Source organism: Pseudonocardia sp. (assembly GCF_050250275.1).
Lineage (GTDB): Bacteria > Actinomycetota > Actinomycetes > Mycobacteriales > Pseudonocardiaceae > Pseudonocardia.
Window position 1 is genome coordinate 73876 of record NZ_JBFWOY010000015.1, and the last position, 22412, is coordinate 96287.

16 protein-coding genes and 1 tRNA gene are annotated in these 22412 nt (G+C 73.6%); 7 read left to right on the forward strand and 10 right to left on the reverse strand.

Annotated elements, in window-relative coordinates; translation table 11 throughout:
* Positions 1–94: 94 nt before the first annotated feature.
* Entirely contained in the window at positions 95–1312 is a 1218-nt protein-coding gene (locus AB7F12_RS15225; RefSeq protein ID WP_428497894.1) for a CaiB/BaiF CoA transferase family protein, read from the forward strand.
* Between the two features lies 1 nt (position 1313).
* Here AB7F12_RS15225 and AB7F12_RS15230 read toward each other — a convergent pair whose 3' ends face one another.
* The 5 genes from AB7F12_RS15230 to AB7F12_RS15250 form a co-directional block, all read right to left on the reverse strand.
* A complete protein-coding gene (locus AB7F12_RS15230) occupies positions 1314–2495 on the reverse strand; it encodes a CaiB/BaiF CoA transferase family protein (RefSeq protein WP_428497895.1) in 1182 nt (393 codons plus the stop codon).
* On the reverse strand, positions 2492–3640 hold the full coding sequence (locus tag AB7F12_RS15235; protein WP_428497896.1) for an ABC transporter ATP-binding protein: 1149 nt from the start codon (positions 3638–3640) through the stop codon (positions 2492–2494). Before AB7F12_RS15235 ends, AB7F12_RS15230 begins: the two co-directional genes overlap by 4 nt.
* Before the next feature lie 54 nt (positions 3641–3694).
* Positions 3695–5410 carry an ABC transporter permease gene (locus tag AB7F12_RS15240; RefSeq protein WP_428497897.1) on the reverse strand — a complete coding sequence of 572 codons (1716 nt, stop codon included), beginning with the start codon at positions 5408–5410 and terminating at the stop codon, positions 3695–3697.
* A gap of 115 nt (positions 5411–5525) precedes the next feature.
* Positions 5526–6638, reverse strand: a complete 1113-nt coding sequence (locus AB7F12_RS15245; RefSeq protein ID WP_428497898.1) for an ABC transporter substrate-binding protein — start codon at positions 6636–6638, stop codon at positions 5526–5528.
* A 212-nt stretch (positions 6639–6850) separates the two neighbouring features.
* A complete protein-coding gene (locus tag AB7F12_RS15250) occupies positions 6851–7885 on the reverse strand; it encodes an enoyl-CoA hydratase/isomerase family protein (RefSeq protein ID WP_428497899.1) in 1035 nt (344 codons plus the stop codon).
* Positions 7886–7960: 75 nt separating this feature from the next.
* On the opposite strand from AB7F12_RS15250, the gene AB7F12_RS15255 reads away from it, so the two are divergent.
* The 3 genes from AB7F12_RS15255 to AB7F12_RS15265 all read left to right on the forward strand — a co-directional run bounded on the left by AB7F12_RS15255 (position 7961) and on the right by AB7F12_RS15265 (position 14981).
* Positions 7961–9055 carry a CoA transferase gene (locus AB7F12_RS15255; protein WP_428497900.1) on the forward strand — a complete coding sequence of 365 codons (1095 nt, stop codon included), beginning with the start codon at positions 7961–7963 and terminating at the stop codon, positions 9053–9055.
* Positions 9043–10344, forward strand: coding sequence for an amidohydrolase family protein (locus AB7F12_RS15260; RefSeq protein WP_428497901.1), 1302 nt, complete (start codon positions 9043–9045; stop codon positions 10342–10344). The genes AB7F12_RS15255 and AB7F12_RS15260 overlap by 13 nt, the downstream gene beginning before the upstream one ends.
* Before the next feature lie 185 nt (positions 10345–10529).
* Complete coding sequence (locus tag AB7F12_RS15265; RefSeq protein ID WP_428497902.1) at positions 10530–14981, forward strand: NAD-glutamate dehydrogenase; 4452 nt, start codon at positions 10530–10532, stop codon at positions 14979–14981.
* 112 nt (positions 14982–15093) lie between these two features.
* On the opposite strand, the gene AB7F12_RS15270 is transcribed toward AB7F12_RS15265, so the two are convergent.
* Together AB7F12_RS15270 and AB7F12_RS15275 are read right to left on the reverse strand one after the other, a co-directional pair.
* Complete coding sequence (locus tag AB7F12_RS15270; protein ID WP_428497903.1) at positions 15094–15480, reverse strand: TraR/DksA family transcriptional regulator; 387 nt, start codon at positions 15478–15480, stop codon at positions 15094–15096.
* Positions 15481–15647: 167 nt separating this feature from the next.
* Positions 15648–16415 carry an SGNH/GDSL hydrolase family protein gene (locus AB7F12_RS15275; protein ID WP_428497904.1) on the reverse strand — a complete coding sequence of 256 codons (768 nt, stop codon included), beginning with the start codon at positions 16413–16415 and terminating at the stop codon, positions 15648–15650.
* 173 nt (positions 16416–16588) lie between these two features.
* Between AB7F12_RS15275 and AB7F12_RS15280 the strand changes: the two genes are divergently transcribed.
* Positions 16589–16663, forward strand: a tRNA-Ile gene (locus AB7F12_RS15280).
* A gap of 87 nt (positions 16664–16750) precedes the next feature.
* Here AB7F12_RS15280 and AB7F12_RS15285 read toward each other — a convergent pair.
* From AB7F12_RS15285 to AB7F12_RS15295, 3 genes are all read right to left on the reverse strand, one after another.
* A complete protein-coding gene (locus tag AB7F12_RS15285) occupies positions 16751–17836 on the reverse strand; it encodes an alpha/beta hydrolase (RefSeq protein WP_428497905.1) in 1086 nt (361 codons plus the stop codon).
* A gap of 149 nt (positions 17837–17985) precedes the next feature.
* The gene (locus tag AB7F12_RS15290; protein WP_428497906.1) at positions 17986–18234 is read right to left on the reverse strand and encodes a hypothetical protein; all 249 of its coding nucleotides are present in this window, start codon (positions 18232–18234) and stop codon (positions 17986–17988) included.
* Positions 18231–18884 (reverse strand): VOC family protein, encoded by a 654-nt coding sequence (locus AB7F12_RS15295; protein ID WP_428516608.1) that lies wholly within the window; start codon positions 18882–18884, stop codon positions 18231–18233. Before AB7F12_RS15295 ends, AB7F12_RS15290 begins: the two co-directional genes overlap by 4 nt.
* Before the next feature lie 232 nt (positions 18885–19116).
* On the opposite strand from AB7F12_RS15295, the gene AB7F12_RS15300 reads away from it, so the two are divergent.
* The gene (locus AB7F12_RS15300) at positions 19117–20742 is read left to right on the forward strand and encodes an FAD-dependent monooxygenase (protein WP_428497907.1); all 1626 of its coding nucleotides are present in this window, start codon (positions 19117–19119) and stop codon (positions 20740–20742) included.
* Complete coding sequence (locus AB7F12_RS15305; protein ID WP_428497908.1) at positions 20739–22388, forward strand: AMP-binding protein; 1650 nt, start codon at positions 20739–20741, stop codon at positions 22386–22388. Before AB7F12_RS15300 ends, AB7F12_RS15305 begins: the two co-directional genes overlap by 4 nt.
* Positions 22389–22412 lie beyond the last annotated feature (24 nt).

Sequence of the window (22412 nt, forward strand, 5' to 3'; positions counted from 1 at the left end):
GGCTGTCGGAGAACGGCACAGGATTGAATCCAATCTAGACGATTTTGAATCCTCTCGATAGCCTGGTTTCCGCCAACGGACACCGGGAGACCGCATGACAGAGCACCTGCCGTTCGCCGGCGTCGTGGTCGTCGACCTGAGCCAGGGCATCGCCGGCCCCCTCGCCACGATGATGCTGGCCCAGTACGGCGCGACCGTGATCAAGGTGGAGCCCCCGGGCGGGGACTGGCTGCGCGCTCCCGCGCAGCTCCCCGGCGGCAACACCGGCGTCACCGTGTCCGGGAACATGGGCAAACGCAGCATCTGCATCGACCTCAAGACCGAGCAGGGCGCCGCGATCCTCAGGCGGCTCATCGTGGGTGCGTCGGTCTTCGTCGAGTCGTTCCGCCCGGGCGTCATCGGGCGGCTCGGCTTCGGCCACGACGCCGTGGCCGCACTGAACCCGGAGATCGTCTACGCCTCCGTCTCCGGCTTCGGCCAGACCGGGCCCGACGCGCAGCGCCCCGCGATGGACCCCGTCCTGCAGGCCTACGCCGGACTGATGGCCGAGCACGGGACCTTCCTCGACGGGCCGCACCGCCTGATCACGATCCCCGTCGACCTCACCGCGGCCCTGTTCACCTTCTCGGCCCTCTCCACCGCGTTGTACGGCAGACAGACCCACGGCCAGGGCACCTACCTGGACCTCACCCTCCTGCAGGCGGCCGCGTGGCTCGACCTGCACGCCCTGCACGAACGGCTCCTGCACGGCGGGCGCCTCGCCCCGCAGCCCACGATCTACGGCAACTACCGGACGTCGGACGGCGAGATGTTCGTGGCGGCCCTGAACGAGACCGAGTGGGCCCGCTTCCGCGCCGCCCTCGGCGACGACGAACGCCTCGTCGCCGACCGGTTCCGCCCCTACGGCGCGCTGCGCGCCCCCGAACCGCACACCGGGGCCTCGGCCGAGCTCCGCGCACTCGTGGCGGAGCTGCTGCTCCGCAGGACCACCGCCGAGTGGGTCGGGCGGTTCACCGAGCACCGCATCATGTGCGCCCCGATCAACGACTCGCTGACGTTCGTGCGGGAACCCCATGTCGAGCAGCTCGGGCTGTTCGCGCAGCTGACCCAACCCGGCATCGACTCCCCCGTCCCGGTCCCCGGGCTCGCCGGACTCCCGATCCGCGAGGGGTCCCCGCGTTCCGTCGCGCCGCTCGCGGGCGCCGACACCGCGGCCCTGCTCACCGAGTACGGCTACTCCGAGGCCGAGATCGCCGCCCTCCACGACACCGGTGTCGTCGCCTCCTTCGCGGAGCCGGTGCCCGCCGAGTAGCTCACGGCGCGTGGACGACGCCCGCGGCATGGAGCCTGTCGATCTCCCCGGTCGCGAGCCCGGCCGACCCGAGCAGCTCCCGGGCACCCTCACCCAGCGCGGGCGTGCGGGCGACCCGGTCCCGGCCCGGCGGCAGCAGCCGCAGCGGAGCCGCGGGAGCCTCCACGACCGAGCCGTCCGGGTGCCGGAGCCGGACCACCCCGCCGCGCTCCCGCACGTGCGGGAGCCGCACCCCCTCGGCCACGGTGAGCACCGGCGACACACAGACGTCCTCGTCGGCGAAGAGCTCGAGCCACTCGGACCGGTCACGCGTCGCGAGCACCTCCGCGACCGTGGCACGCAACCAGTCCTGCCGGCCGCGGTCGTGCTGGGCCCCCTCGTCGTCGATCCCGGCGAGCGCGCAGAACCGGCGCCAGAACCGCTCCTCGAGCGCGGCCACGGCGAGCAGCCCGCCGTCGGCGCAGGGATAGACCGCGTAGCAGGCGAGCTCGCCGCCGAGCATGCTGGTCCGCGCGCTCACGTCTGCGCCGAGCATCAAGGCCTGCGCCTGCGCGATGACCAGCGCGAACATCGCACCGTCGAACAGCGACGACTCGGCAACCACACCCGTGCGCGTCCGACCCGCCTGGTACACCCCGCTGACCGCGGCCAGCGCGGCCAGGCACGCGGCCAGCCAGTCCGCGACCTGCACCGGCGCCGGCGCCGGCTCGTCCTGGCGGGCCATCGACAGCACACCGGCCACGGCCGCGTAGTTGAGGTCGTGACCGGCCCTGGCCGACAACGGACCGCCCGACCCGTAGCCGGGCAGCGTGACGTAGCTGAGCGCCGGGTGGGCCTGCCGCAGCACCCCGGCACCGATGCCGAGCCGGTCCGCCACCCCGGGCCGCATCCCCTCGACGACCACGTCCGCCGTCGCCGCCACCGCCAGGAACACGTCCCGGCCCTGCGGCAGGCGGAGGTTCACCGGCAGGCTCTTCTTGCCGCGGTCGAAGACGAGGTGGTTCACGCCCACCCCGCTCACCAGCGGTTCCATGGTGCGGGCGTTGTCGGTGCCGTCGACCGGCTCGACCTTCCAGACGTCGGCCCCGAGCTCGGCGAGCAGCCACGTCGTGATGCAGCCGACGCCGATCCACGAGAGGTCCAGCACGCGGACACCGGCCAGCGGACCGGCCCGGTCGGTCACGGCGAGGACACCAGGGACGGGCGGACACCGTAGGACTCGACCAGCCGCCCCTCGTCGTCGTGGGTGTAGAGCAGGGCGGTCGAATGCCGGAACACCACGTCCACCCGGTCGTCGGGCCCGAACGGCCAGGTCCGGGTCCGTGCGGACGCGACGATGCGGGCGTCTCCCACCTGCACCACCCAGTCGCTGCTGTCGCCGCTGTACACCACATCGGTGACGACCCCCGGGACCCGGGCGACGTCGGGATCCTCGGGCCCGGACCCCGGTACGACGAGCGACACGTCCGCCGAGCGCAGGTAGAGGTCGAAACGGGTACCCGGCAGCTCGCCCGCGGCGGGCAGGGCGATCCGCGCGTCACCACCCCCGACGACCCAGCCGCCGTCCGCGTCCCGGACGAGCTCGAGCCGGTTGCCGATGCCGAGGAACCGGGCGACGTAGGCGCTGGCCGGCCGCGAGAACAGGCTCGCCGGATCGGCCAGCTGCTCGACCTTCCCGTCCTTGAGGACGGCGACGACGGTGCCGAGCTGCATGGCCTCCGTCTGGTCGTGTGTCACGTAGAGGCCGGTGAAGCCGAGGCTGCGGTGCAGGTCGCGCAACTGCCGCCGCAGCTGGGCCCGCAGCCGGTAGTCCAGGTTGGACAGGGGCTCGTCGAAGAGCATGAGGCCGGGCCGGGCGACGAGGGCCCGGGCCAGCGCGACACGCTGTTGCTGCCCGCCGCTGATGGCCGACGGGATCCGGTCCGTCAGCGCCTCGCACTCGACGAGCGCGAGGGCCTCCCGGGCCTGCCGGCTCCGCTCCTGCCGCCCGGTCCCGCGCACCCGCAGCGGGTAGGCGACGTTCTGCTCGACCGTCATGTGCGGCCAGAGCGCGTAGTTCTGGAAGACCATCCCGATGCCCCGCTTGTGCGTGGGCACCTGGGTCCGGCCGCCTCGGCCGAACATCACGGCGCCGCCGATCTCGATCGTGCCGCTGTCCGGCGTCTCGAGCCCGGCGACGCAGCGCAGCAGCGTGGTCTTGCCGCAGCCACTGGGCCCCAGCAGCACGACGAGCTGGCCCTCAGCGAGGCTCAGGCTCAGGTCGTCCACCGCCCGGACGCCACCGGAGTCGAACCACTTCGTCAGTCGGTCGATCCGTACTTCGCTCACTTCGGTGCTCCAGCGTTGTGAGGGACGGCGTTGTGAGGACGGCGTCGGGGCGGGTCAGATCTTGTCGACGGTGTTGCCACCTGCGATGGCCCAGGAGATGCCGATACCGACGAGCGTCACCGCGAGCATGAGCAGGGACAGGACCGCGACGTCGGGTGCGGAGCCGTTGACCGTCTCGTCGTAGAGCAGCGACCCGATCACCCGCCGGGTCGGTGAGGTCACCATCAGCGACACGGTGAACTCGTGGGCGACGACGATCGTCACCAGCGCCGCGGCCACCCCCAGCCCGCTACGGACGAGCGGGAAGTTGATCCGCCAGGCCGTGCCCAGCGCACCCGCACCCGACACCCGCGACGCCTCGGCGTACTCGGGCCCGATGGCCGTCAGGGCGGAGAGCTGGGGCCTGACGGCGAAGGGGATCGTCAGCGTCACGTAGGCGACGACCACCATCGCCGTGGTGCCGTAGAGCTGGAAGGGCGGCTCGGAGTAGGTGAACAGGAAGGCGAACCCCAGCAGCGACACCGGCATGCACAGGGCGATGCTGCTCAGGATGTCGACGGGCAGCCGGACCACACCCGGGACCCGGGTCCGCCTCAGCAGCGCCACCGACACGAGGTAGCTCAGCGGCAGGACGACCACCAGCGTGAGCAGCAGGGCCTCCAGCGTCGTCGTCACGGCGTCGACGGTGTTCCGGTCGGCCCACACCGACACCCAGTTGTCCAGGGTGAACGTCGACGGGTCGATGCGTCCGGACCAGAACGGGGACAACGAGACCGACACGAGCGCGACCAGCGGCAGGATCACGGCCACGAGCAGGTACCCGACGATCGGCACGAGGGCCCAGCGGGAGGTCGTGAGCCCGACCTGGCGGCTGCGCGCCGACACCGAGACGTAGCGGCGCTCGTCCCGCAGCGCACGTCGCTGCACGAGGATGACGACGATGCCCAGGACCAGCAGCGGCAGTGCGAGGGCGCCACCCAGGGCGTAGTCCACCGGGTAGTCGGCCGACACCTTGTAGACGGCGGTGCTCACGACGTCGATCCGGTCCGGCGTGCCCAGCAGGAGCGGCACGGTGAACTGGCCCAGTGCCAGCAACAGGACGATGGCGGTCGAGTACACGAGCGCGGGCCGCAGCATCGGCAGGGTGACCGTGAGGAACGTGCGTCCCGGCGAGGCCCCGCACGCCGCGGCCGCTGCTTCCAGCTCCGCGCCGCGCTGGCGCAGGCTCGCACTCACGAACATGAAGACGAACGAGGTCAGGATCGTCCCCGCCATCAGGATGATGCCCGCCATGGAGTACACGTCGAGCGGGCCGCTGTCCCCGGAGCCGATCCCCCATTCCCGCAGGTAGCGGTTGAGGATCCCGGTCCGCGGCGACAGCAGGTACGACCAGCCCTGGACACTCGCGACCGAGGGCATCAGCAGCGGCACGATCGGCAACAGCGACATCGCCTTGTACAGCCGCCTGGGGACGCGGGTGAGGCACCACGCGAGGCCCGTCCCGGCCACGACGGCGACCGCCGTCGAGCCGACCGCGATGATCACGGTGTCGAGATAGATCTGCCCGAGGTCGGGCACGGCGGCCAGTCCGCGCACGGCGCCCGGCAGGTCCTCGACGACCCGCGCCTGGAGCTTGACCAGGGGCCAGAGGATCAGCGCGGCCATCACCAGGGCGAGCAGGACCCACTGCCATCCCCTGGCCGCGAACGGCCGCCGGGCCGGTTCGTGGACGGGCTCGGGGGCGGTGGCCCGGTCCAGCATCGATGTCATGTCCCGGTCCCTGACGATTCGGTACCTGACGATTCGGGACCTGACGACCCGGTCCCCGACGACCGGGTCCCCGACGACCCGGCGGTCGATGTCACGTGCGTGCGCGCCACGGTGGTCAGCCCAGCCGCATCTTCGCGTTCCACATGTCGCTCACCCAGGTCTTCTGCTCGGGTGTGAGGACGCCGTCGACCACGGTGGCACCGGCCGGGATCGAACGCATCGTCGCGGGAACGCTGCCGAGTGCGGGAAGGTCGAGCGGGGTCAGGAGCGAACCACTGCCGTTGAGTGCGACCTGTCCGGCCGGCGAGAGCAGCCAGTTCTGGAAGACCTGGGCAGCGTTGGGGTTCTTCGCCCACCCGACGACCGCCGCGGTCACAGGGGTCGAGATCACCGGCTCGAGGGTCACGAACCGGATCGGTGCACCCTTGGCGGCCAACGCGTCGATGGTGCCCTTGATGTTGTAGGCGCCGACCGCTACCTCGCCCGAGGCGAGGTCGGTGGCCAACGTCGCGGGCACCGTGTAGAGGCGCGGCTGGAGCTCGGCGAGCCGGGTGACCGCGGAGTCGCCCCCCATCTGCTCGGCCGCATAGAACCACCACTGTTCCGCCGCCGGTGCGCCGGTTCCGGGGACGATCCCGAGGGCGCCCTTGAGCTGCGGCTGCAGGAGGTCCTTGTAGGTCGTCACGGCGGGGTTGCCCAGCTTCGCGAGCTGCTCCGTGTTGATCCCGGCGCCGAGCGGGGTGGCGGCGGCCAGGACGTACTTCCCACCGCCGTACACGTACCGGCTGCCTGCCCAGTACTTCGCCAGTGCCGGGCCGGAGGGCTCGACGAGGACGTCGAGGTTCGCCTCGAGCCAGGGTTTCGTGGAGACGGTGATGACGTCGGCGCCGACCACCCCGCCGCCCTTCTCGGCGTCGAGCTTGGTGGTGAGCTCGCCCGAGGCGTACTTGGACACGACGAGCTTGATTCCGGGGTAGGCCGTTGCCCACGCGGCTTCGAACGCGGCGTTGACCCCGTCGGAGTTGCTGTAGAGAACGACCTGGCCCTCGCGGTTGGCCGCGTCGACCACGGACTGCCAGGCCGGTCCCCCACCCTCGTTCGGGTCGACGGCGGACCCGCCTGCGTCGGCGGGCGTGGCGCTGGAACCGCAGGCGGCCGTGAGCGCCAGTGCTGTGGCGGCGAACGCGGCCACCACCACCGACCTGCACTTCCGGGAAAAGAACCTCATCGCGTCTTCTCCTTCTGACTCGCGCACGGACCCGTGCGGCGAACCGGGCGGCGTGCGGGGGCACGCGTCCGTCGAGCTGTGGTGCCGGTCGAGCGGCGCGCGGCGGCCGAAGCGTGCGCGCCTTGCGTCGAATGTGTGGCCAGGAACGTAAAGGAGGGATACTGTTCTGTCAATATTGGATCCGACTTGAGATCGCGACGAGAACGCGTCGATCAGCGCTGCGCGGAGGCGCCGCCGTCGACGACCGCGTCCACGAGACCCCACTCCAGGGCCACACCGGCCGACAACCCGACGCCGGAGAGAGCGAGATAAAGTGTCCTGTGCCGACCGATCCGCCGCGGGATCGACACGGTCCCACCCGCACCCGGGATCAGCCCCATCGCGACCTCCGGCAACCGGAACGTCGTATCCGGCGCAGCGACGACCCGCCCGGCGAACGCCGGGAGCTCGATCCCGGCGCCGACGCACGCGCCGTGCAGCCGGACCTCCACCCGCCCGGCCAGGGCGTGCAACGGGCGGGCAGCACCTCCCCGGGTCCGGACCAGGTGCGCGGTGACGGGATCCGGGGTCGTCCCGAACTCCGCGAGGTCACCCCCGGCACAGAACGCGGGCCCCTCCCCCGCGAGGACGACCCGCCCGATCGAACCGTCCAGCAACGCGATGTCGAGCGCGTCGACCAGCGCATCCCGCAGCAACCGGCCGTAGGCGTTGCGCCGCTCCGGCCGGTTCAGCGTCACCCGCAGCTCGTCCCCGACGCGCTCCACGCGGACCGGCTCGTCCACGTCCGGCGGAGCCGGCCGGGCACCCCGGCGGTCGAGCCATCCCCGGAACTCGGCGCCGCCCAGCAGCGTCGAGTAGGCGAACGACTCGGCGTCGAGCGCCGCGTGCACGGGCAGCCCGCCCGACCACCGCAGCAGGCCCGCCAGCACCGCAGCGGCCCGCGGCGCCGCCGCCACACCGGCACCGAGCTCCCCGAGCGCGGCCTGTGGGTCGGCGACCGCCACGGTCGCGGCGCCGTCGGCGACCGGCGAGACCGTGACGTCGAGGTCGGCGACGAGGCTCGCCCATCCGGCTGCCACCGGTCCGAGACCGACGAGTATCCGATCGTGGCTCCACGACGGCACGTCGGTGACCGGACCGCGCAGGTCGACGCCGACCAGCGCGTCGGCCGCGGACACGACGTCGCCGCCTCGACACCCCGACAGGGCGCCGAGATCGGCAGGGCGCACGATCGGGACATGGGCCATGGCCGCCGTAACCTATCCGCCCCTCGCGCAGCGGACGAACAGGACGCCACCGCCGACTGGGCGGCATCCGGCGTCGTGGCCCTCACCGGGCACCCCGACGACACGCCACTGACCCCTCCCGGCCGGGCCGCGTCCGTGGCACGCGAGCTGGGCGAGCTGTTCGACGTCGACGGGGCCGCGCTGCTCGGTGAGCGCGCCGCGTCGACAGGGCGCGGACGGGCGGGCCGGGTGTCGGTCGGCGGCAGCTGCCGGCTGCTCCCCCTGGCCTCCGGGTGGGCGGCGGTGTCCTGTGCCCGCGCCGGCGACGTCGCGCTGCTCGGGGCGCTCGTCGAGGACACCCTCCCCGACGCCGACCCGTGGGGCACCTTCGCCGCAGCCGTCCGCGTCATGGGACCCGACACGTTCGACGAGCGCGCCACCCTGCTCGGACTACCGGCCGGATCGGTCCGCGCGGAGCCGCTCGCCGGCCCCGCCGTGGACGGGCCCCCGCACGATCTCACCGGCCGGCTCGTCGTGTCGTTCGGGGCGCTCTGGGCGGCCCCGCTCTGCGCGCAGCTCCTCGCCCGGCGAGGAGCGATGGTCGTGACCGTCGAGACCCCCGCCCGGCCGGACGGCGCCCGCCGCGGCACGCCGCGGTTCCACGCGCTCCTGCACGCACACGATCGCGCCGTCCAGCTCGACCCCGACACCCACCGCGACGCCCTCCACGCACTCGTCCGAGCCGCGGACGTCGTCATCGAGGCGTCGCGGCCCCGCGCGCTGCGGGCCTGGGGTCTCGATGCCGACGCGGAGGTCGCCCGCGGCGCCACCTGGATCTCGATCACCGCCGCCGGCCGCTCGTCGGACCGCGTGGGCTTCGGCGACGACGTCGCCGCGTCGGCCGGGCTCGTCGCCGTCGACGCCGACGGGCTGCCCGTCTTCGTCGGCGACGCGATCGCCGACCCGCTCACCGGCCTCACCGCCGCGGCCCTGGCCCTGACCGCACCCGGCCGGCTGCACGACGTCGCGATGAGCCGCGTCGTCGCCGCGACCCTCGACGGAACCCCCGGCGGCCCGGCCACCGGCCCGGTCGCGCCGCCCCGCACCCGGCCCGTCCCCGGCCCGGCCCCGGCACCCGGCGCCGACACCGCGGCCGTCATGCACGAACTGGGCATCCCGTGGCCCTCCTGATCACCGACGCCGACATCGGCGGCCGGCGACGCGACCTGTGGGTGGACGGCGGCCGGATCGTGCACCCGGGCACCCCGACCGACGTGATCGACGCCCGGGGCGGAGCGGTGCTGCCGGGGTTCACCGACCACCACCTGCACCTGCACGCGCTCGCCGCCGCGCGCCGCTGCGTGCACGCCGGGCGGAGCCGGGACGATCTCGCGACCGCGCTGCGCCACACCGCACCGGACCCGACCGGCTGGATCCGCGTCGTCGGCAGCGACGACGACCTGCTCGACGCCACCACCCTCGACCGGATCCGCCCCGACGTCCCGGTCCGCGTGCAGCACCGCAGCGGAGCGATGTGGGTGCTGAACTCGGCGGCGCTGACCCGCATCGGCCCGCTCGACCATCCGGGCCTGGACCGCGACCCCGACGGCACCCCCACCGGGCGACTGCACCGCGGCGACGACTGGCTCCGCGACCGCCTGCCCCGCAGCGACCCACCCGACGTGCGCGAACTCGGTCGCGAGCTCGCCGGTTACGGCATCACCGCCGTCACGGACGCCACGCCCGACCTCGACGACGCGGCCATCTCGTCACTCACCGCCGTTCCCCAGCGCCTGACGCTGCTGGGCGTCGCGCTCGGCTCGGCACCACCTCCGGGCACCGAGGCCGGGCCGTACAAGATCGTCCTCGCCGACTCCGACCTGCCCGACCCGGACGAGCTCGCCGCGCGGATCCGCGAGGCCCACGCGGCCGGGCGGCCCGTCGCCGTCCACTCCGTCACCCGTGAGTCGCTGATCCTGCTGCTGGTGGCGCTCGAGGCCGCCGACCGGCTGCCGGGGGACCGGATCGAACACGCCGCCCTCGTTCCCGACGAGCTCCGGTCCGCGCTGCGCGGGCTGGTCGTGGTCACCCAACCCGGGTTCATCGCCGACCGGGGCGACCTCTTCCGGCGCGGGACCCCACCCGAGGAGCACGCGGACCTCTACCGCTGCGGCAGCCTCCGCGCAGCAGGTGTCTCGGTCCGCCTCTCCTCCGACGCCCCCTACGGCCCCGTCGACCCCTGGCTCGTCCTGCGCGCGGCAACCACCCGCCGCACTCCCGACGGCTCGACGCTGGGCCCGGCAGAGGTGCTCACGCCACGCGAGGCGATGGACGCGCTGACCGGCGTGGCGGGGCCGCGGACCCTGCGGCCGGGCGACCCGGCCGACCTGGTGCTGCTCCACGTCCCCCTCGACGAGGCGCTCCGCGTGCCCGACCGGGCCCTCGTCCGCACGACGTTCATCGACGGCCGACAGCCATGACCGGGCCTGTCGTCCTCCGCGACCACCGCCCCGCCCGAGCCCGCCACCACACCGGTGTGCCCGCGCAGCCGGTCGCCCGGTTTCCCGGCACGACGCCGCGGCGCACACGAGCAACCGCCACCCTCGCCCGCCGCCGCGATCCCCGCTAAGGTGAGCGGCCCCGTCGTCGCAGGTGGGGGTGGCTGATGAGCCGTGCAACCGGGGACGCACCCGTCGAGGACCCTCCCGGGGAACCGGCGACGGATCCGCTGCCCGGCGAGCTGCACCGGCTCTACGCCCGCCACGCCGCGGCCGCCGTCGTCGGCTTCGACGATCCCGGCGGCGCGCTCGACGCCGCCGCTCGCGCCCACCTCCGGCTCGCCGCCCACCGCGCCACCGGCACCGCGGTCATCGACATCCACGGCGACCCCGGCACGGACGTCACCGGCGACGTCGAGGAGGCTGCCGGGGCGGCGACCGTCGTCGACCTGGTCACCGACGAGACCCCCGCGCTCGTGCCGTCGGTGCTTGCCGGGATCGGCCGGGTCGGCCGGCAGGTGCACCACGTCGTGCACGCGATGGTGGTGGTGCGCCGCGACCCCGACGGGCGGCTGCGCGACGTCGACGCCGCCGCCGACCCCGGCGACCCGCCGACCGGTGCCCTCGTCGAGGCCTGGATCCGGCTCCAGCTCGACCCGGCCGCCCCCGAGGAGGGCGAGGACCTCGGCAGCGAGCTCGACGAGGTGCTCGCGGCCGTGCACCACGTCGCCGCCGACGCCCACCGGCTCACCGACACGGTCCGCACCGTCGCCGCCGAGCTCGCCGGGGCGGGGGCCACGCCCGAGCGCGACGACGCAGCCCGGCTGCTGCGCTGGCTCGCGGACGGTCACTTCGACTTCCTCGGCTACCGCCGCTACGAGGCCGCCGCCGCGACGCTGCGGGCCGTCCCCGGGTCGGGGCTGGGGGTGCTGCGCCACAACGGGTTCCGCGACGGGATCCCCGACGTCGTCGGCGACCGGCCGCTGGTCGTGCTCACCCGTGCCGACGTCCCCAGCCGGGTGCTGCGCCCCGAGTACCCCTACGACGTCGTGATCGGGATCCTCGACGACGACGGCCACACCGTCGGCGAGCACCGGTTCCTCGGCCTGTTCACGACCGCGGCACTGCACGAACACGTCCTGGACACCCCGATCGTCGAGGCACGGGTGCGCGCCGCGATCCACCGGGCCGGGGTGCCCGTGGAGTCCTGGAGCGGCCAGCAGCTGCTCGACGTGCTGTCGCGGTTCCCGCGTGAGGAGCTGTTCTGGGCCGGCGAGCAGGCCCTGCACGAGACCGCCGCCGGGGTGCTGACGCTGGCCCACGACCGGCGGCTGCTGCTGACGGTGCACGCGGAGCCCTACGGCCGGTTCCTGTCCTGCCTGGTGCACCTGCCCCACGACCGCTACTCCCCGCAGGCGCGCTCGGCGATGCAGCGGGTGCTGCTGCGCGAGCTCGACGGCTGGCGGGTCGACCACGACGTCACCGTCGGGGAGACGGGGCCGGTGCAGGTCCACTTCACCGTCCACGTCGGGCCGGCCGCACCCCCACCGGACCAGGAGCGGCTGCGCGCCCAGCTCGCGGCGGCGATCCTGACCTGGGACGACTGGGTCATCGACGCGGCCGGCCGGGACGCCGAGCAGATCGCGGAGTACCTGCCGGGGCTGCCCCAGGGCTACCGCGACGACGTCGACCCGGTGCGCGCGGTCGCCGATCTGCGGCGCGTGCGCGACCTGGGCGTGGATCCCCACCTGGAACTGGCCGGTGAGCCCGACGACCTGCACTTCCGGCTCGTGGTGGCGGGTGCCCCGGTGTCGCTGTCGGCGGTGCTGCCGGTCCTGCAGAGTCTCGGCGTCGACGTCCTCGACGAACGCTCCTACGAGATCGTCCGGCCCGACGGGGTCGGTTGCCGGCTCTACGACTTCGGGCTCGTGGCCGACGCCGCGACCCGGCTCACCCTGTCGGGCCGCGGCGGGCAGGCGGCCCGCGACCGGTTCTGTGCGGCGTTCCGCGCGGCCTGGTCGGGGGCCGCGGAGACCGACCGGTTCAACGCGCTCGTGCTGCACGCCGGCCTCGGCTGGCGCGAGGTCGCGGTGCTGCGCGCCTACGCCCGCTACGCCTCGCAGCTCGGCGGGCCGTTCGGGCGCCGCTACGTCGCCGACATCCTGCTCGCGCACCCGGACGCGGCGCAGGCGCTGGCCTCGCTGTTCCGGGCCCGCTTCGACCCGGCGCCACCGACGGCCACCCGGGAGCGGCGCAGCGCCGAGGCGCTCGCCACCGCGACAGCCCTGATCGACGAGGTCACCAGCCTGGACGCCGACCGGATCCTGCGGGGACACCTGTCGATGCTCATGGCGACGTCGCGGACGAACTGGTTCCAGGATCGGCCCTACTTCTCGTTCAAGATCGATCCGGGCGCGGTGCCGGATATGCCGTCGCCACGGCCGCGGTTCGAGATCTTCGTGTACTCGCCGCGGGTGGAGGGCGTGCACCTGCGGTTCGGGCCGGTCGCCCGGGGCGGGTTGCGCTGGTCGGACCGCCCGCAGGACTACCGGACCGAGATCCTGGGGCTGGTCAAGGCACAGATGGTCAAGAACGCGGTGATCGTGCCGGTGGGGGCCAAGGGCGGGTTCGTGGTCGCCGCGCCCGCACCGGACCCGGCCGAGGCGGAGGCCTGCTACCGGATCTTCATCTCAGGCCTGCTGGACGTGACCGACAACCGGGTCGACGGGGCGACGGTGGCACCGCCGGACGTGGTGCGCCACGACGGCGACGACAGCTACCTGGTGGTGGCCGCGGACAAGGGCACCGCCCGGTTCTCCGACGTCGCCAACGAGGTGGCCGCCGGCTACGGGTTCTGGCTCGGCGACGCGTTCGCCTCGGGCGGCTCGGTGGGCTACGACCACAAGGCGATGGGCATCACCGCGCGCGGCGCCTGGGAGTCGGTCAGACGCCACTTCCGCGAGCTGGGGGTGGACACCCAGAACCAGGACTTCAGCGTCGTCGGGATCGGCGACATGTCCGGGGACGTGTTCGGCAACGGGATGCTGCTGTCCCCGCACATCCGGCTGGTGGCCGCGTTCGACCACCGGCACGTGTTCGTCGACCCCGATCCGGACCCGGCGGCGGGCTGGGCCGAGCGGGCCCGGTTGTTCGCGCTGGCCCGCTCGTCGTGGGACGACTACGACCGGGCGGCGATCAGCCCCGGCGGCGGGGTGTGGCCGCGCACCGCCAAGTCGGTACCCGTCGCACCCCCGCTGCGGGCGGCCCTCGGACTTCCCCCGGACGTCGAGCGGCTCAGCCCACCGGAGCTCGTCCGGGCGATCCTGTCGGCGCCGGTGGACCTGCTGTGGAACGGCGGGATCGGCACCTACGTCAAGGCCGCGACCGAGAGCCACGGCGAGGCCGGGGACAAGGCCAACGACGCGGTCCGGGTCGACGGTCGCACGCTGCGGGTGCGGGTCGTCGGGGAGGGCGGCAACCTCGGGCTGACGCAGCGGGGCCGGATCGAGTTCGCGCGCGCCGGCGGGCGGATCAACACCGACGCCATCGACAACTCGGCCGGGGTGGACTGCTCCGACCACGAGGTCAACATCAAGATCCTGCTGGACCGGCTGGTGACGGCCGGACAGCTGGACCGCCCGGGGCGCGACACCCTGCTGGCGGAGATGACCGACGAGGTCGCCGAACTGGTCCTGGCCGACAACACGGACCAGAACGCCGCTCTCGGCATCGCCCGGGCCCGGGCCGCCGACACCCTCCCCGTGCACGCCCGGATGATCGACGCGCTCGCCACCCGCGCCGGGCTCGACCGCGACCTCGAGGCGCTCCCCCACCCGGAGGAGATCGACGAGCGGATCGCCGCCGGTCACGGGCTCGCCTCACCCGAGCTGGCGGTCCTGCTCCCGCACACGAAACTCGACCTCAAGGCGGCCGTTCTGCGGACCGACCTGCCCGAGCGGCCGGAGTTCGCACAGCGGCTGCCCGGCTACTTCCCGCGGCCGCTGCGCGAACGCTTCCCCGCGGCCGTCGCCGCGCATCCCCTGCGCCGCGAGATCGTCGCGACGATGCTGGTCAACGAGCTGGTCGACCGGGCCGGGATCAGCTTCGTCCACCGCCTGGGCGAGGACGCGGCCGCGGGTGCCGACGACGCCGTGCGCGCGTTCCGCGTCGCGGTCACCGTGTTCGACCTGCCGCAGCTGTGGGCACGGGTCGCCGCACTCCCGGGGACGGTGCCGACCGCCGCGCTCGACGCCATCGCCGTCGCGACGCGGCGGCTCGTCGACGCCGCCGCCCGCTGGCTGCTCGCGTACCGCCCGCGCCCGCTCGACGTCCCCGCCGAGATCGACCGGTTCGCCGCGGCGGTGCAGCGCCTGCTGCCCGAGCTGGGGTCGCTGCTACGGGGTGCCGAGGCCACCGCGGCGGCGGACCGCGCCGCCGCCCTCGCCGGCCACGGCGTCCCGGCCGCGCTCGCCGACCGCGTCGCGGCGCTGGCCGCGGCCCACGGCCTGCTCGACGTCGTCGAGGTCGCCGCACCCGCCCACCAGCTGCCCATCGAGGAGATCGCCCGGCTCTGGTTCACGCTCTCGGAACGCTCGGCGGGGCGGGTCACGGGCGGCTGACCCCGTGCCGACCCGAGCACACCGGGTAGCGAAGTGGGGGTGGGTCACATGGGAGGGCCACGCCGCAACCGACCGGGGTCGTCCTACCGCGGCCGAGGCACGGCCGGCGGGCTCAGCGCCGGCGCCGGGACGGCGCACAGGCGACGCACGTCTCGGCCGCGGGCAGCGCGTCGAGCCGCTCGGGTGGGATCGGTCCACCGCAGCGCGCGCACCGTCCGTACGTGCCGTCGGCGAGCCTGCGCTCGGCCCGCTCGAGAGCCTCCAGGTCGCGGCGCGCCCCGGCGAGCAGGCCCTGGAGCTGGGCCCGCTCGAACCCGATCGTCACGCCCTCGGGGTCGTGCTCGTCGTCGTGGGTGGTGAGGGCCTGCTCGTCGGCCAGCGCAGCAACCTGCCGGGTGAGCCCCGCGATCCGGGCCTCGGTGTCGGCACGCTCGGCCGCGAGCCGCGCGGCCCGGTCGACGTGGAGCGGGTGCGCGTCGTCCCCGCCGGGTTCGTCCATGTCCCCAGGGTCGCGCACCGCCCTGCCCGCCGCCGTCCACATCGGCCGGGTCGCCCGGTCGAGGTCCGCGGTCGGCGCTCGTGGAGCACCCGGTTCCGCCGGCACCGGACACGACCGCGCGTCGGCCGCGGCGATCCCGGGGACACGTGCCGCAACGGGCGGCCGCCTCAGATCGCGACGGTCGGCCCCACCGTGACCCAGTCCGGCGCCTTGCCGGAACGGCCGTCGCCGGACGAGCGGCGCCGCAGCCGGCGGCCGACCCACGGCAGGACGTGTTCGCGGTAGTACCGGACACCGTGCGGCGCGTCGGCCGGGTCGCCCACCTGCGGACCCGCGTCCGCGGCCGCGCCCGCGGGCTCGACCCCCAACGCCGCGAGGACGAGACCCGCGACGCGCCGGTGCCCGGCCGCGTTGAGGTGCAGCCGGTCCGCCGACCAGTTCCCCCGCGCACGGAGCTCGCGGTCGTGGAAACAGTCGACGAACGTGACGTCGTTGTGCGCGGCCAGCTCGGCCACCGCGGCGGTGAGCGCGCTCCCCCGCCTGCGCACGACCGATCCCAACGGGATGTGGTCGGACGGATCGGCCCCGCTGAGCAGGACCAGCCGCGTCCCGGCGTCCCGGCACACCCGCACCGCCCGCTCGGTGAGGGCCACCAACGACGCGATGTCGGTCCGCGAACGCAGCATGTCGTTGCCGCCGCCGTTGAGCGTCACCAACGTCGGCGGCGGGGTCAGCGCGAGCGCCGCAGGCACCTGCTCGTGCACCACCGGCGCCAGCAGCCGCCCCCGTACGGCGAGGTTGGCGTACTGCACCGGCTCCCCGTACGCGGCGGCCATCCCCGCCGCGACCCGGTCCGCCCAACCCACCATCGCCCCGGACGCGTCCGGGTCGCCGACGCCTTCGGTGAAGCTGTCGCCGACGGCCACATAGCGCATCGCTGGTCCCTCCGGTTCCCGGTCGTCGCCCGATCCTGCCGCAGGACCCGCGCGCCGCTCCCGATCGCGTCGACCATGAGACGCGGCTCGCCCGGCCGCGACCCGGTCCGCGGGCACGCCGGCTCGTACGCCCTGGACGGGGCTGCCCGCCGAGCCGATATCGTGGCGCGGCCGGGGCGGTAGCTCAGTTGGTCAGAGCAGCGGACTCATAATCCGTCAGGTCGTGGGTTCGAGCCCCACCCGCCCCACCGTCCGACCAGCTTCTGTTGTTCTCATCGGTTCCTGCCGACCGTTCTCGTGGCACGAAAGGCACGGTCGCGCCGTACTCGTGGGCGTCAGTCGGTGGGGGCGAGGGCGAAGCGGTCGGCCAGCCACGGGGCGATCCGCGCAGCGGCGAGCTCGTTGCCGGTGGGCTCGCCCTCGGCGAGGGAGTTGCCGAAGTGCAGACCGCGGACCCGCTCGCTGGAGAGGTCCGCGGCGCCGAGGGCGTCGATCATCGCCCGGGAGTCGGCCGGGAAGGCGGCCTGGTCCCCGGTGACCTCGAGGAACAGCGTCGGCACGGTGACGCCCGGGGCACAGCGGACGAAGTCTGCGTTCGAGCTCAGGCCCGACCAGGTCGACAGCCACGCCTCGGGGGTGGTGATACGGCCGAACCCGACCAGCCCGTAGTCGATGAGGTCGGGGCGCCGACCGAACACCGAGCCGTAGGGTCGCTCGCTGGGGTCCAGGGACAGGTCGACCGTGCGCAGGTCCGCGTCCGTGCGGTAGATCGTCATGATCCGCGGGGCCAGCGAGTGGCGCCGGTCCTCGGCCCGGCCGTGTGCCTTCCACGCCGTGCGGTACTTCGCTGCCTCCGCGAGGTGCTTGCGCGCGACGGCGTCGATCCGGGCGACCCGTTCGCGCTGCGCGGCCCGATAGCGCTCCACGAACTCCGGCGGGTAGGTCGAGCCGGCCGGCGGCTCGGCGAAGCCGTTGGCCGGGGCGAACGGGTCCAGCTCCGGGATCACCGACAGTGGGTCCGACTCGTCCGCCACCGACGGATCGATACACCCGAGCAGCAGCCGGCCCTGGCCGGGGTGCGGGGCGAGGAAGACCGCCCCGTCCGGCACCGGCATGTCCGCCTCGGGTAGCGGTACCGGCCGCCCACCCGGGGTCCGGGAGATCCGCCGGTCCCCGGGCAGCCCGGCCTGCTCGTGGTAATAGGCGTAGAGAGTGCCCCCGCCGGAATGGCCCAGGGTCACCACGGACTCGAACCGCTCGCGCACGAACGTCATCCCGGACGCGACGTCGAGCAGCGCCTGTTCGTGCACGAGGCTCAGGTCGTTGTTCACCGACCTGCTGTGCTGGGTCCACACCGCCACCCCTGCCTGCAGCAGCAGCGGCACCAGCGGGTGGTGCGTGACGTCCTGGCGAGGGTGCATCAGGCACACCACGGTCCGCGCGCCCGGCACCGTGGCGAGGACCCCCCGCACGGTCGCTGCGTCATGGGTCGAGAGTTCGTGCACCGAGGTCGTCGTGACCACGGGACGGCGACCGGGGACCAGGTAGCGGCCTGTGCCGAGGCCCGTCGTCACACCGGCTCCACGCGCAGCGCGTCCCTGTCGTGCTGGACGATGCGGCTGCCCCGATCCACCCCGGCCACGCAGGAGTACCAGACCGCGTGCCGACACGTCGTCGCCCGGCGGTCGACCACGACGGCTCCGTCGGCCTTGATCTGGAAGTACGGGCCGATCCGGTCGACTGTCACGTTCGGGTCTTCCGCCGCCACCTCCGCGACGGAGGTGTTCTCCGGGACGTCGAGCACGTAGAGAGTGCTCACGGCACCTGCACCTCGTGCGCCGGCGCCCAGGCCCCCGCCCGCTCGATGATCAGCTCGGCCTTGCGCGCCAACAGGTTCCCGAACGAGGGGTCCGGCCCGTCGACGACGTCGAGCAGCGCATCGATCGTCAGGTTCGCGTCCAGGTCCTCCTGAGGGGTGACCGGCCGCATGGCCCGGGTGATCTCGAACATGTAACCGTTCGGGTCGTGGGTGTAGATCGACTCGATCGTCTCGTGGCGGATCTGCATGAACACCGGCCATTCGCTGGCGTCCAGGCGGCGGCGGTACTCCAGCAGGTCGTTCTCACCGTCGACGTGGATCGCGAGGTGGCGGGAGTTGACGAAGTACTCGGGAACCTCCGGTCCGAACCGGGCGTAGTCGTCCCCCTTCGCCCCCGCCGCGCCGGCGACCGAGCGGTCGACGCCGAAGTAGTAGAAGAACGCGATCCGGTCACCCATGCCGATGTCGAAGAAGAAGTGGATGAAGTCCGGGTGGTCCGCAGGTCCCCAGCCCGCGGCGCAGACCGAGTGCACCACGGGGAAGCCGAGGACGTCCCGGTAGAAGCGCACCGTCTCCGCCGGGGCGAAGGTGGGGAAGGCGGCGTGGTCCACACCGCGCACCGTGTGCGCCAACGGCTGGTCCATGGTCATCGAGAGACCTCCCTTGAACTCGTCGACGTCCGCCACCGTAGGCAGCCCGAGGGAGCACCGTCAACGGATGCGTCATCTACGCGACGGATACGTAGGCCGATCCGGTGACGCTTGCGGTGAACCGTTGACGATGTCGTCGCGGAGCACGAGTGTTCCCGGCCATGGGTCACCGGCGGCCCGGCGATTCACCGCCACGCCGGCGGCACCGACGACGTTCCAGGAGGTGGCGGGCATGGCACGCGATGCCCCGCGCAGGGTCGAGGTGATCGGCGGCGGCCCGGGCGGGCTGTTCGCCGCGAGGTTGCTCAAGCGCAGGCACCCGGAGTGGGCGGTGACCGTCCACGAGCGGCTGGAACCGGGGCGGACGTTCGGCTTCGGAGTAGGCCTCACGGGTGCCCTGCTGGACTCGGTCCGGGCCGCGGACCCGGAGCTGCACCGGGACGTGCTGGCGGCGGGCTTCCGGTTCTCCGCGGGGCGGTTCCTGCTCACCCGTGGCGCCGTGCATCTCCCGGGCTTCAACAGCGGGGTCTCCATCGGCCGGACCGAGCTGCTCCGCCTCCTGCTCGCGCACGCCGAGGCGGCAGGCGTCGTGGTGCGGTTCGGGAAACCCGCCACGCTCGACGGCGTGCGCTCGGCCGATCTCGTCGTCGCCGCGGACGGGGTGTCGAGCGCCGTCCGCGACCGGCTGTCCGCGGCCTTCCGCCCGTCGATCACGACCGGTCGGGGGCTGTTCATCTGGTGCGGCAGTGACCTGGAGCTGCCCGGCAGCACGTTCCTTCCGGTCCACACGCCCGACGGACTCTTCGTCGCACACGCCTACCCGTATGCGGCCGGGCGCTCCACCGTGGTCATCGAGACCGATCCGGAGAGCCGACGGGCCGCGGGCCTCGACGCGGCGGAGCTGGACCCGCTGTCCGCGGACTCGGACGAGCGCTCCCTCGACTACCTGTCCGAGTGGTTCGCCGACCTCTCCGGCGGTCGGAGGCTGCTGGGCAACAGGTCGCGATGGGCGCACTTCCGCGTGATCACCAACGAGAGCTGGGTGCACGAGAACGTCGTGCTGCTCGGCGACGCCGCCGCGACCGCGCACCCGTCGTTGGGCTCGGGCACCAAACTGGCCATGGACTCGGCGATCGCCCTGCACGACGCCCTCGACCACGACGAGCCCGACATCGGCGAAGCCCTGGCGCGGTTCGAGACGGCCCGCCGGCCCGCGGTCGACCGGCTCCAGGAACGCGCCCGGCGCAGCCAGCTGTGGTGGGAGTCCTTCGGCCACCGGGCCGATCTCCCGCCCGACCGCGTCGCCCTGTCCTTCCTCAGCCGGGCAGGCGTGCTGTCACTGGAGGACCTGCATCACAGCTCCGGGGGCATCGTGCCGCGCGCCGTCGCCGAGTTCGCCGGGGTCCACGTCGATCAGACCCCCGCCGAGGGGCTGACCGGGTGGGTCCTCGACCGCCCGTTGCGCGCGCCCGGGATGGAGCTGTCGAGCAGGCTGATCTCACTCGCCGAGCGCACGGTCCCGATCAGCGGAGTGCTCGACGTCGAGGACGGGGACGCCTGGGGCCCCACCGGCCAGCGGCTCCTCGACCGCGCTGCGGACCTGCTGGCGGCCACCCCGGGAGCGCTCGTGCTGGCCGGCCCCGACGATCGGTCCGCGGTACTGAACCGGCTCGCCGTGGGCGAACGGCTGCGCGCGGAGCTCGCGGCACTCGTGGTCGTGGTGGTCGACCGCACGCACCTGCAGGATGCGGCCGATGGACTCGTCGCCGGCCGCGCCGATCTCGTGGCACTGACCGACGGGCCCGTCCTGGAGACGGTGCCCGCCTCCTCTCCCACACTGCGAGGAACCCCTTCATGAAGCTGACGCAGCGTCGCGACGGCGTCGTCCCCTACCCCGACGACATGGTCGCCCGGTACCGCGCAGACGGGCTCTGGCACGACCGCACCATTCCCGACGAGTTCCGCGCCGTCGCCCGGCGCACCCCCGACGCGCCTGCCCTGGCCGGCCCCCGTGGCCGGTACACCTACGCGGAACTCGACGCCGCGAGCGACCGGGTCGCCGCCGGGTTGGTGCGGCTCGGCCTGCCCGCGGGCGGCGCCGTCCTGATGCAGATCGAGAACACCGAGTGGGCGGTCGTCGCGTGGTACGGCCTGCTCAAGGCCGCGCTCGTTCCCGTCGCGACACTGAGCGTGCATCGCGAGCACGAGATCGGCCCGATCGCCGCGCAGACCGATGCCGTCGCCCATCTCGTCCAGGCCGACCTCCCGAACTTCGATCTGGTGGCCTTCGCCCGCGACCTCGCCGACCGCACGGACCCGTCCCGCGTCGTACTCGGTATCGGGGACCGGGCGCCCACGCCGGGCGTCGTCGCGGTCGAGACCCTCGGCGCCGAGCTCGACGACGACACCACGCGCGCTCTCGCGCAGGTCCCCGCGGCCTCGGACGACGTGGCGGTCTTCCAACTCTCCGGCGGTACCACCGGCGTTCCCAAGGTCATCCCGCGACTGCACGCCGAGTACTGGTACAATGCGCGCGCCTACGCCGAGCGACTGGGGTGGGACGACACGACGCGCATCGTCCACATGGGACCGCTCATGCACAACGTGGGTATCGTGTGCGCCCTGCACCCGGTCCACGGCGTGGGCGGAACCTTCGTCGTCGGCACCCGCGACCTCGACGTCATGCTCCCGCTGATGGCCGACGTCGGCATCACCGACACCACACTGCAGCCAGGCGTCGCGGCCGGTATGCGCGAGCACCCGCTCTTCGAGGCGGCCTTCGCCCGGGCCCGCCGGATCGTGCTGAGCGGGTCGGCCATCTCCGAGGAGCTCTTCGAGTCCTTCGACGGCCGGGGCATCCGCGTGGCCGGGCTCTTCGGCATGGGCGAGGGGCTCTGCACCGTGACCCCGCTCGACGATCCTGCGGAGTCCCGCAGGCTGACCGTGGGGAGTCCGATCTCCCCGCTCGACGAGGTGCGCATCCTCGAGCCCGGCACCGAGACCCCGGTCCCCGAGGGCGAGACCGGCGAGCTCTGCGCACGGGGGCCGTACACCCTGCGCGGGTACCTCTCCGCCCCCGAGCGCAACGCCGAGGCCTTCACCTCCGACGGCTTCTACCGCACCGGCGACCTGATGTCGCTGCGCCGAATCGAAGGCCTCCCGCGCTACGTGTTCGAGGGCCGGGCGAAGGACCTGGTCAACCGTGGCGGGGAGAAGATCAACTCAGCTGAGATCGAGGCGCTGGCGCTGCAGCTGCCCGGGGTCCGCTGCGCCGGGCTCATCCCGGTCCCCGACGCCCGGCTCGGCGAGCGTGCCTGCCTGTGCCTGGAGCTGGAACCCGATGTGCCCCCGGTCGAGCTGGACGACCTGCAGAGGTTCCTGGAGGACCGCGGCGTCGCGAAGTACAAGTGGCCCGAGTTCATCGAGCACTTCGACGAACTGCCCCGCACCCCCGTCGGCAAGATCGACAAGCGCCGGCTCGGCGCCACCGTCACCACCGCCTGACCCTGCGCGACAAGGAGGTCGTAG

Excerpts from the sequence above, each read along its gene's own strand:
- AB7F12_RS15250 (WP_428497899.1), bottom strand. The coding sequence starts at position 7,885 with ATGGCCCATGTCCCGATCGTGCGCCCTGCCGATCTCGGCGCCCTGTCG.
- AB7F12_RS15270 (WP_428497903.1), bottom strand. The coding sequence starts at position 15,480 with ATGGACGAACCCGGCGGGGACGACGCGCACCCGCTCCACGTCGACCGG.
- AB7F12_RS15265 (WP_428497902.1), top strand. The coding sequence starts at position 10,530 with ATGAGCCGTGCAACCGGGGACGCACCCGTCGAGGACCCTCCCGGGGAA.
- AB7F12_RS15240 (WP_428497897.1), bottom strand. The coding sequence starts at position 5,410 with ATGACATCGATGCTGGACCGGGCCACCGCCCCCGAGCCCGTCCACGAA.
- AB7F12_RS15295 (WP_428516608.1), bottom strand. The coding sequence starts at position 18,884 with ATGACCATGGACCAGCCGTTGGCGCACACGGTGCGCGGTGTGGACCAC.
- AB7F12_RS15305 (WP_428497908.1), top strand. The coding sequence starts at position 20,739 with ATGAAGCTGACGCAGCGTCGCGACGGCGTCGTCCCCTACCCCGACGAC.
- AB7F12_RS15300 (WP_428497907.1), top strand. The coding sequence starts at position 19,117 with ATGGCACGCGATGCCCCGCGCAGGGTCGAGGTGATCGGCGGCGGCCCG.
- AB7F12_RS15275 (WP_428497904.1), bottom strand. The coding sequence starts at position 16,415 with ATGCGCTATGTGGCCGTCGGCGACAGCTTCACCGAAGGCGTCGGCGAC.
- AB7F12_RS15245 (WP_428497898.1), bottom strand. The coding sequence starts at position 6,638 with ATGAGGTTCTTTTCCCGGAAGTGCAGGTCGGTGGTGGTGGCCGCGTTC.
- AB7F12_RS15225 (WP_428497894.1), top strand. The coding sequence starts at position 95 with ATGACAGAGCACCTGCCGTTCGCCGGCGTCGTGGTCGTCGACCTGAGC.
- AB7F12_RS15285 (WP_428497905.1), bottom strand. The coding sequence starts at position 17,836 with ATGCACCCTCGCCAGGACGTCACGCACCACCCGCTGGTGCCGCTGCTG.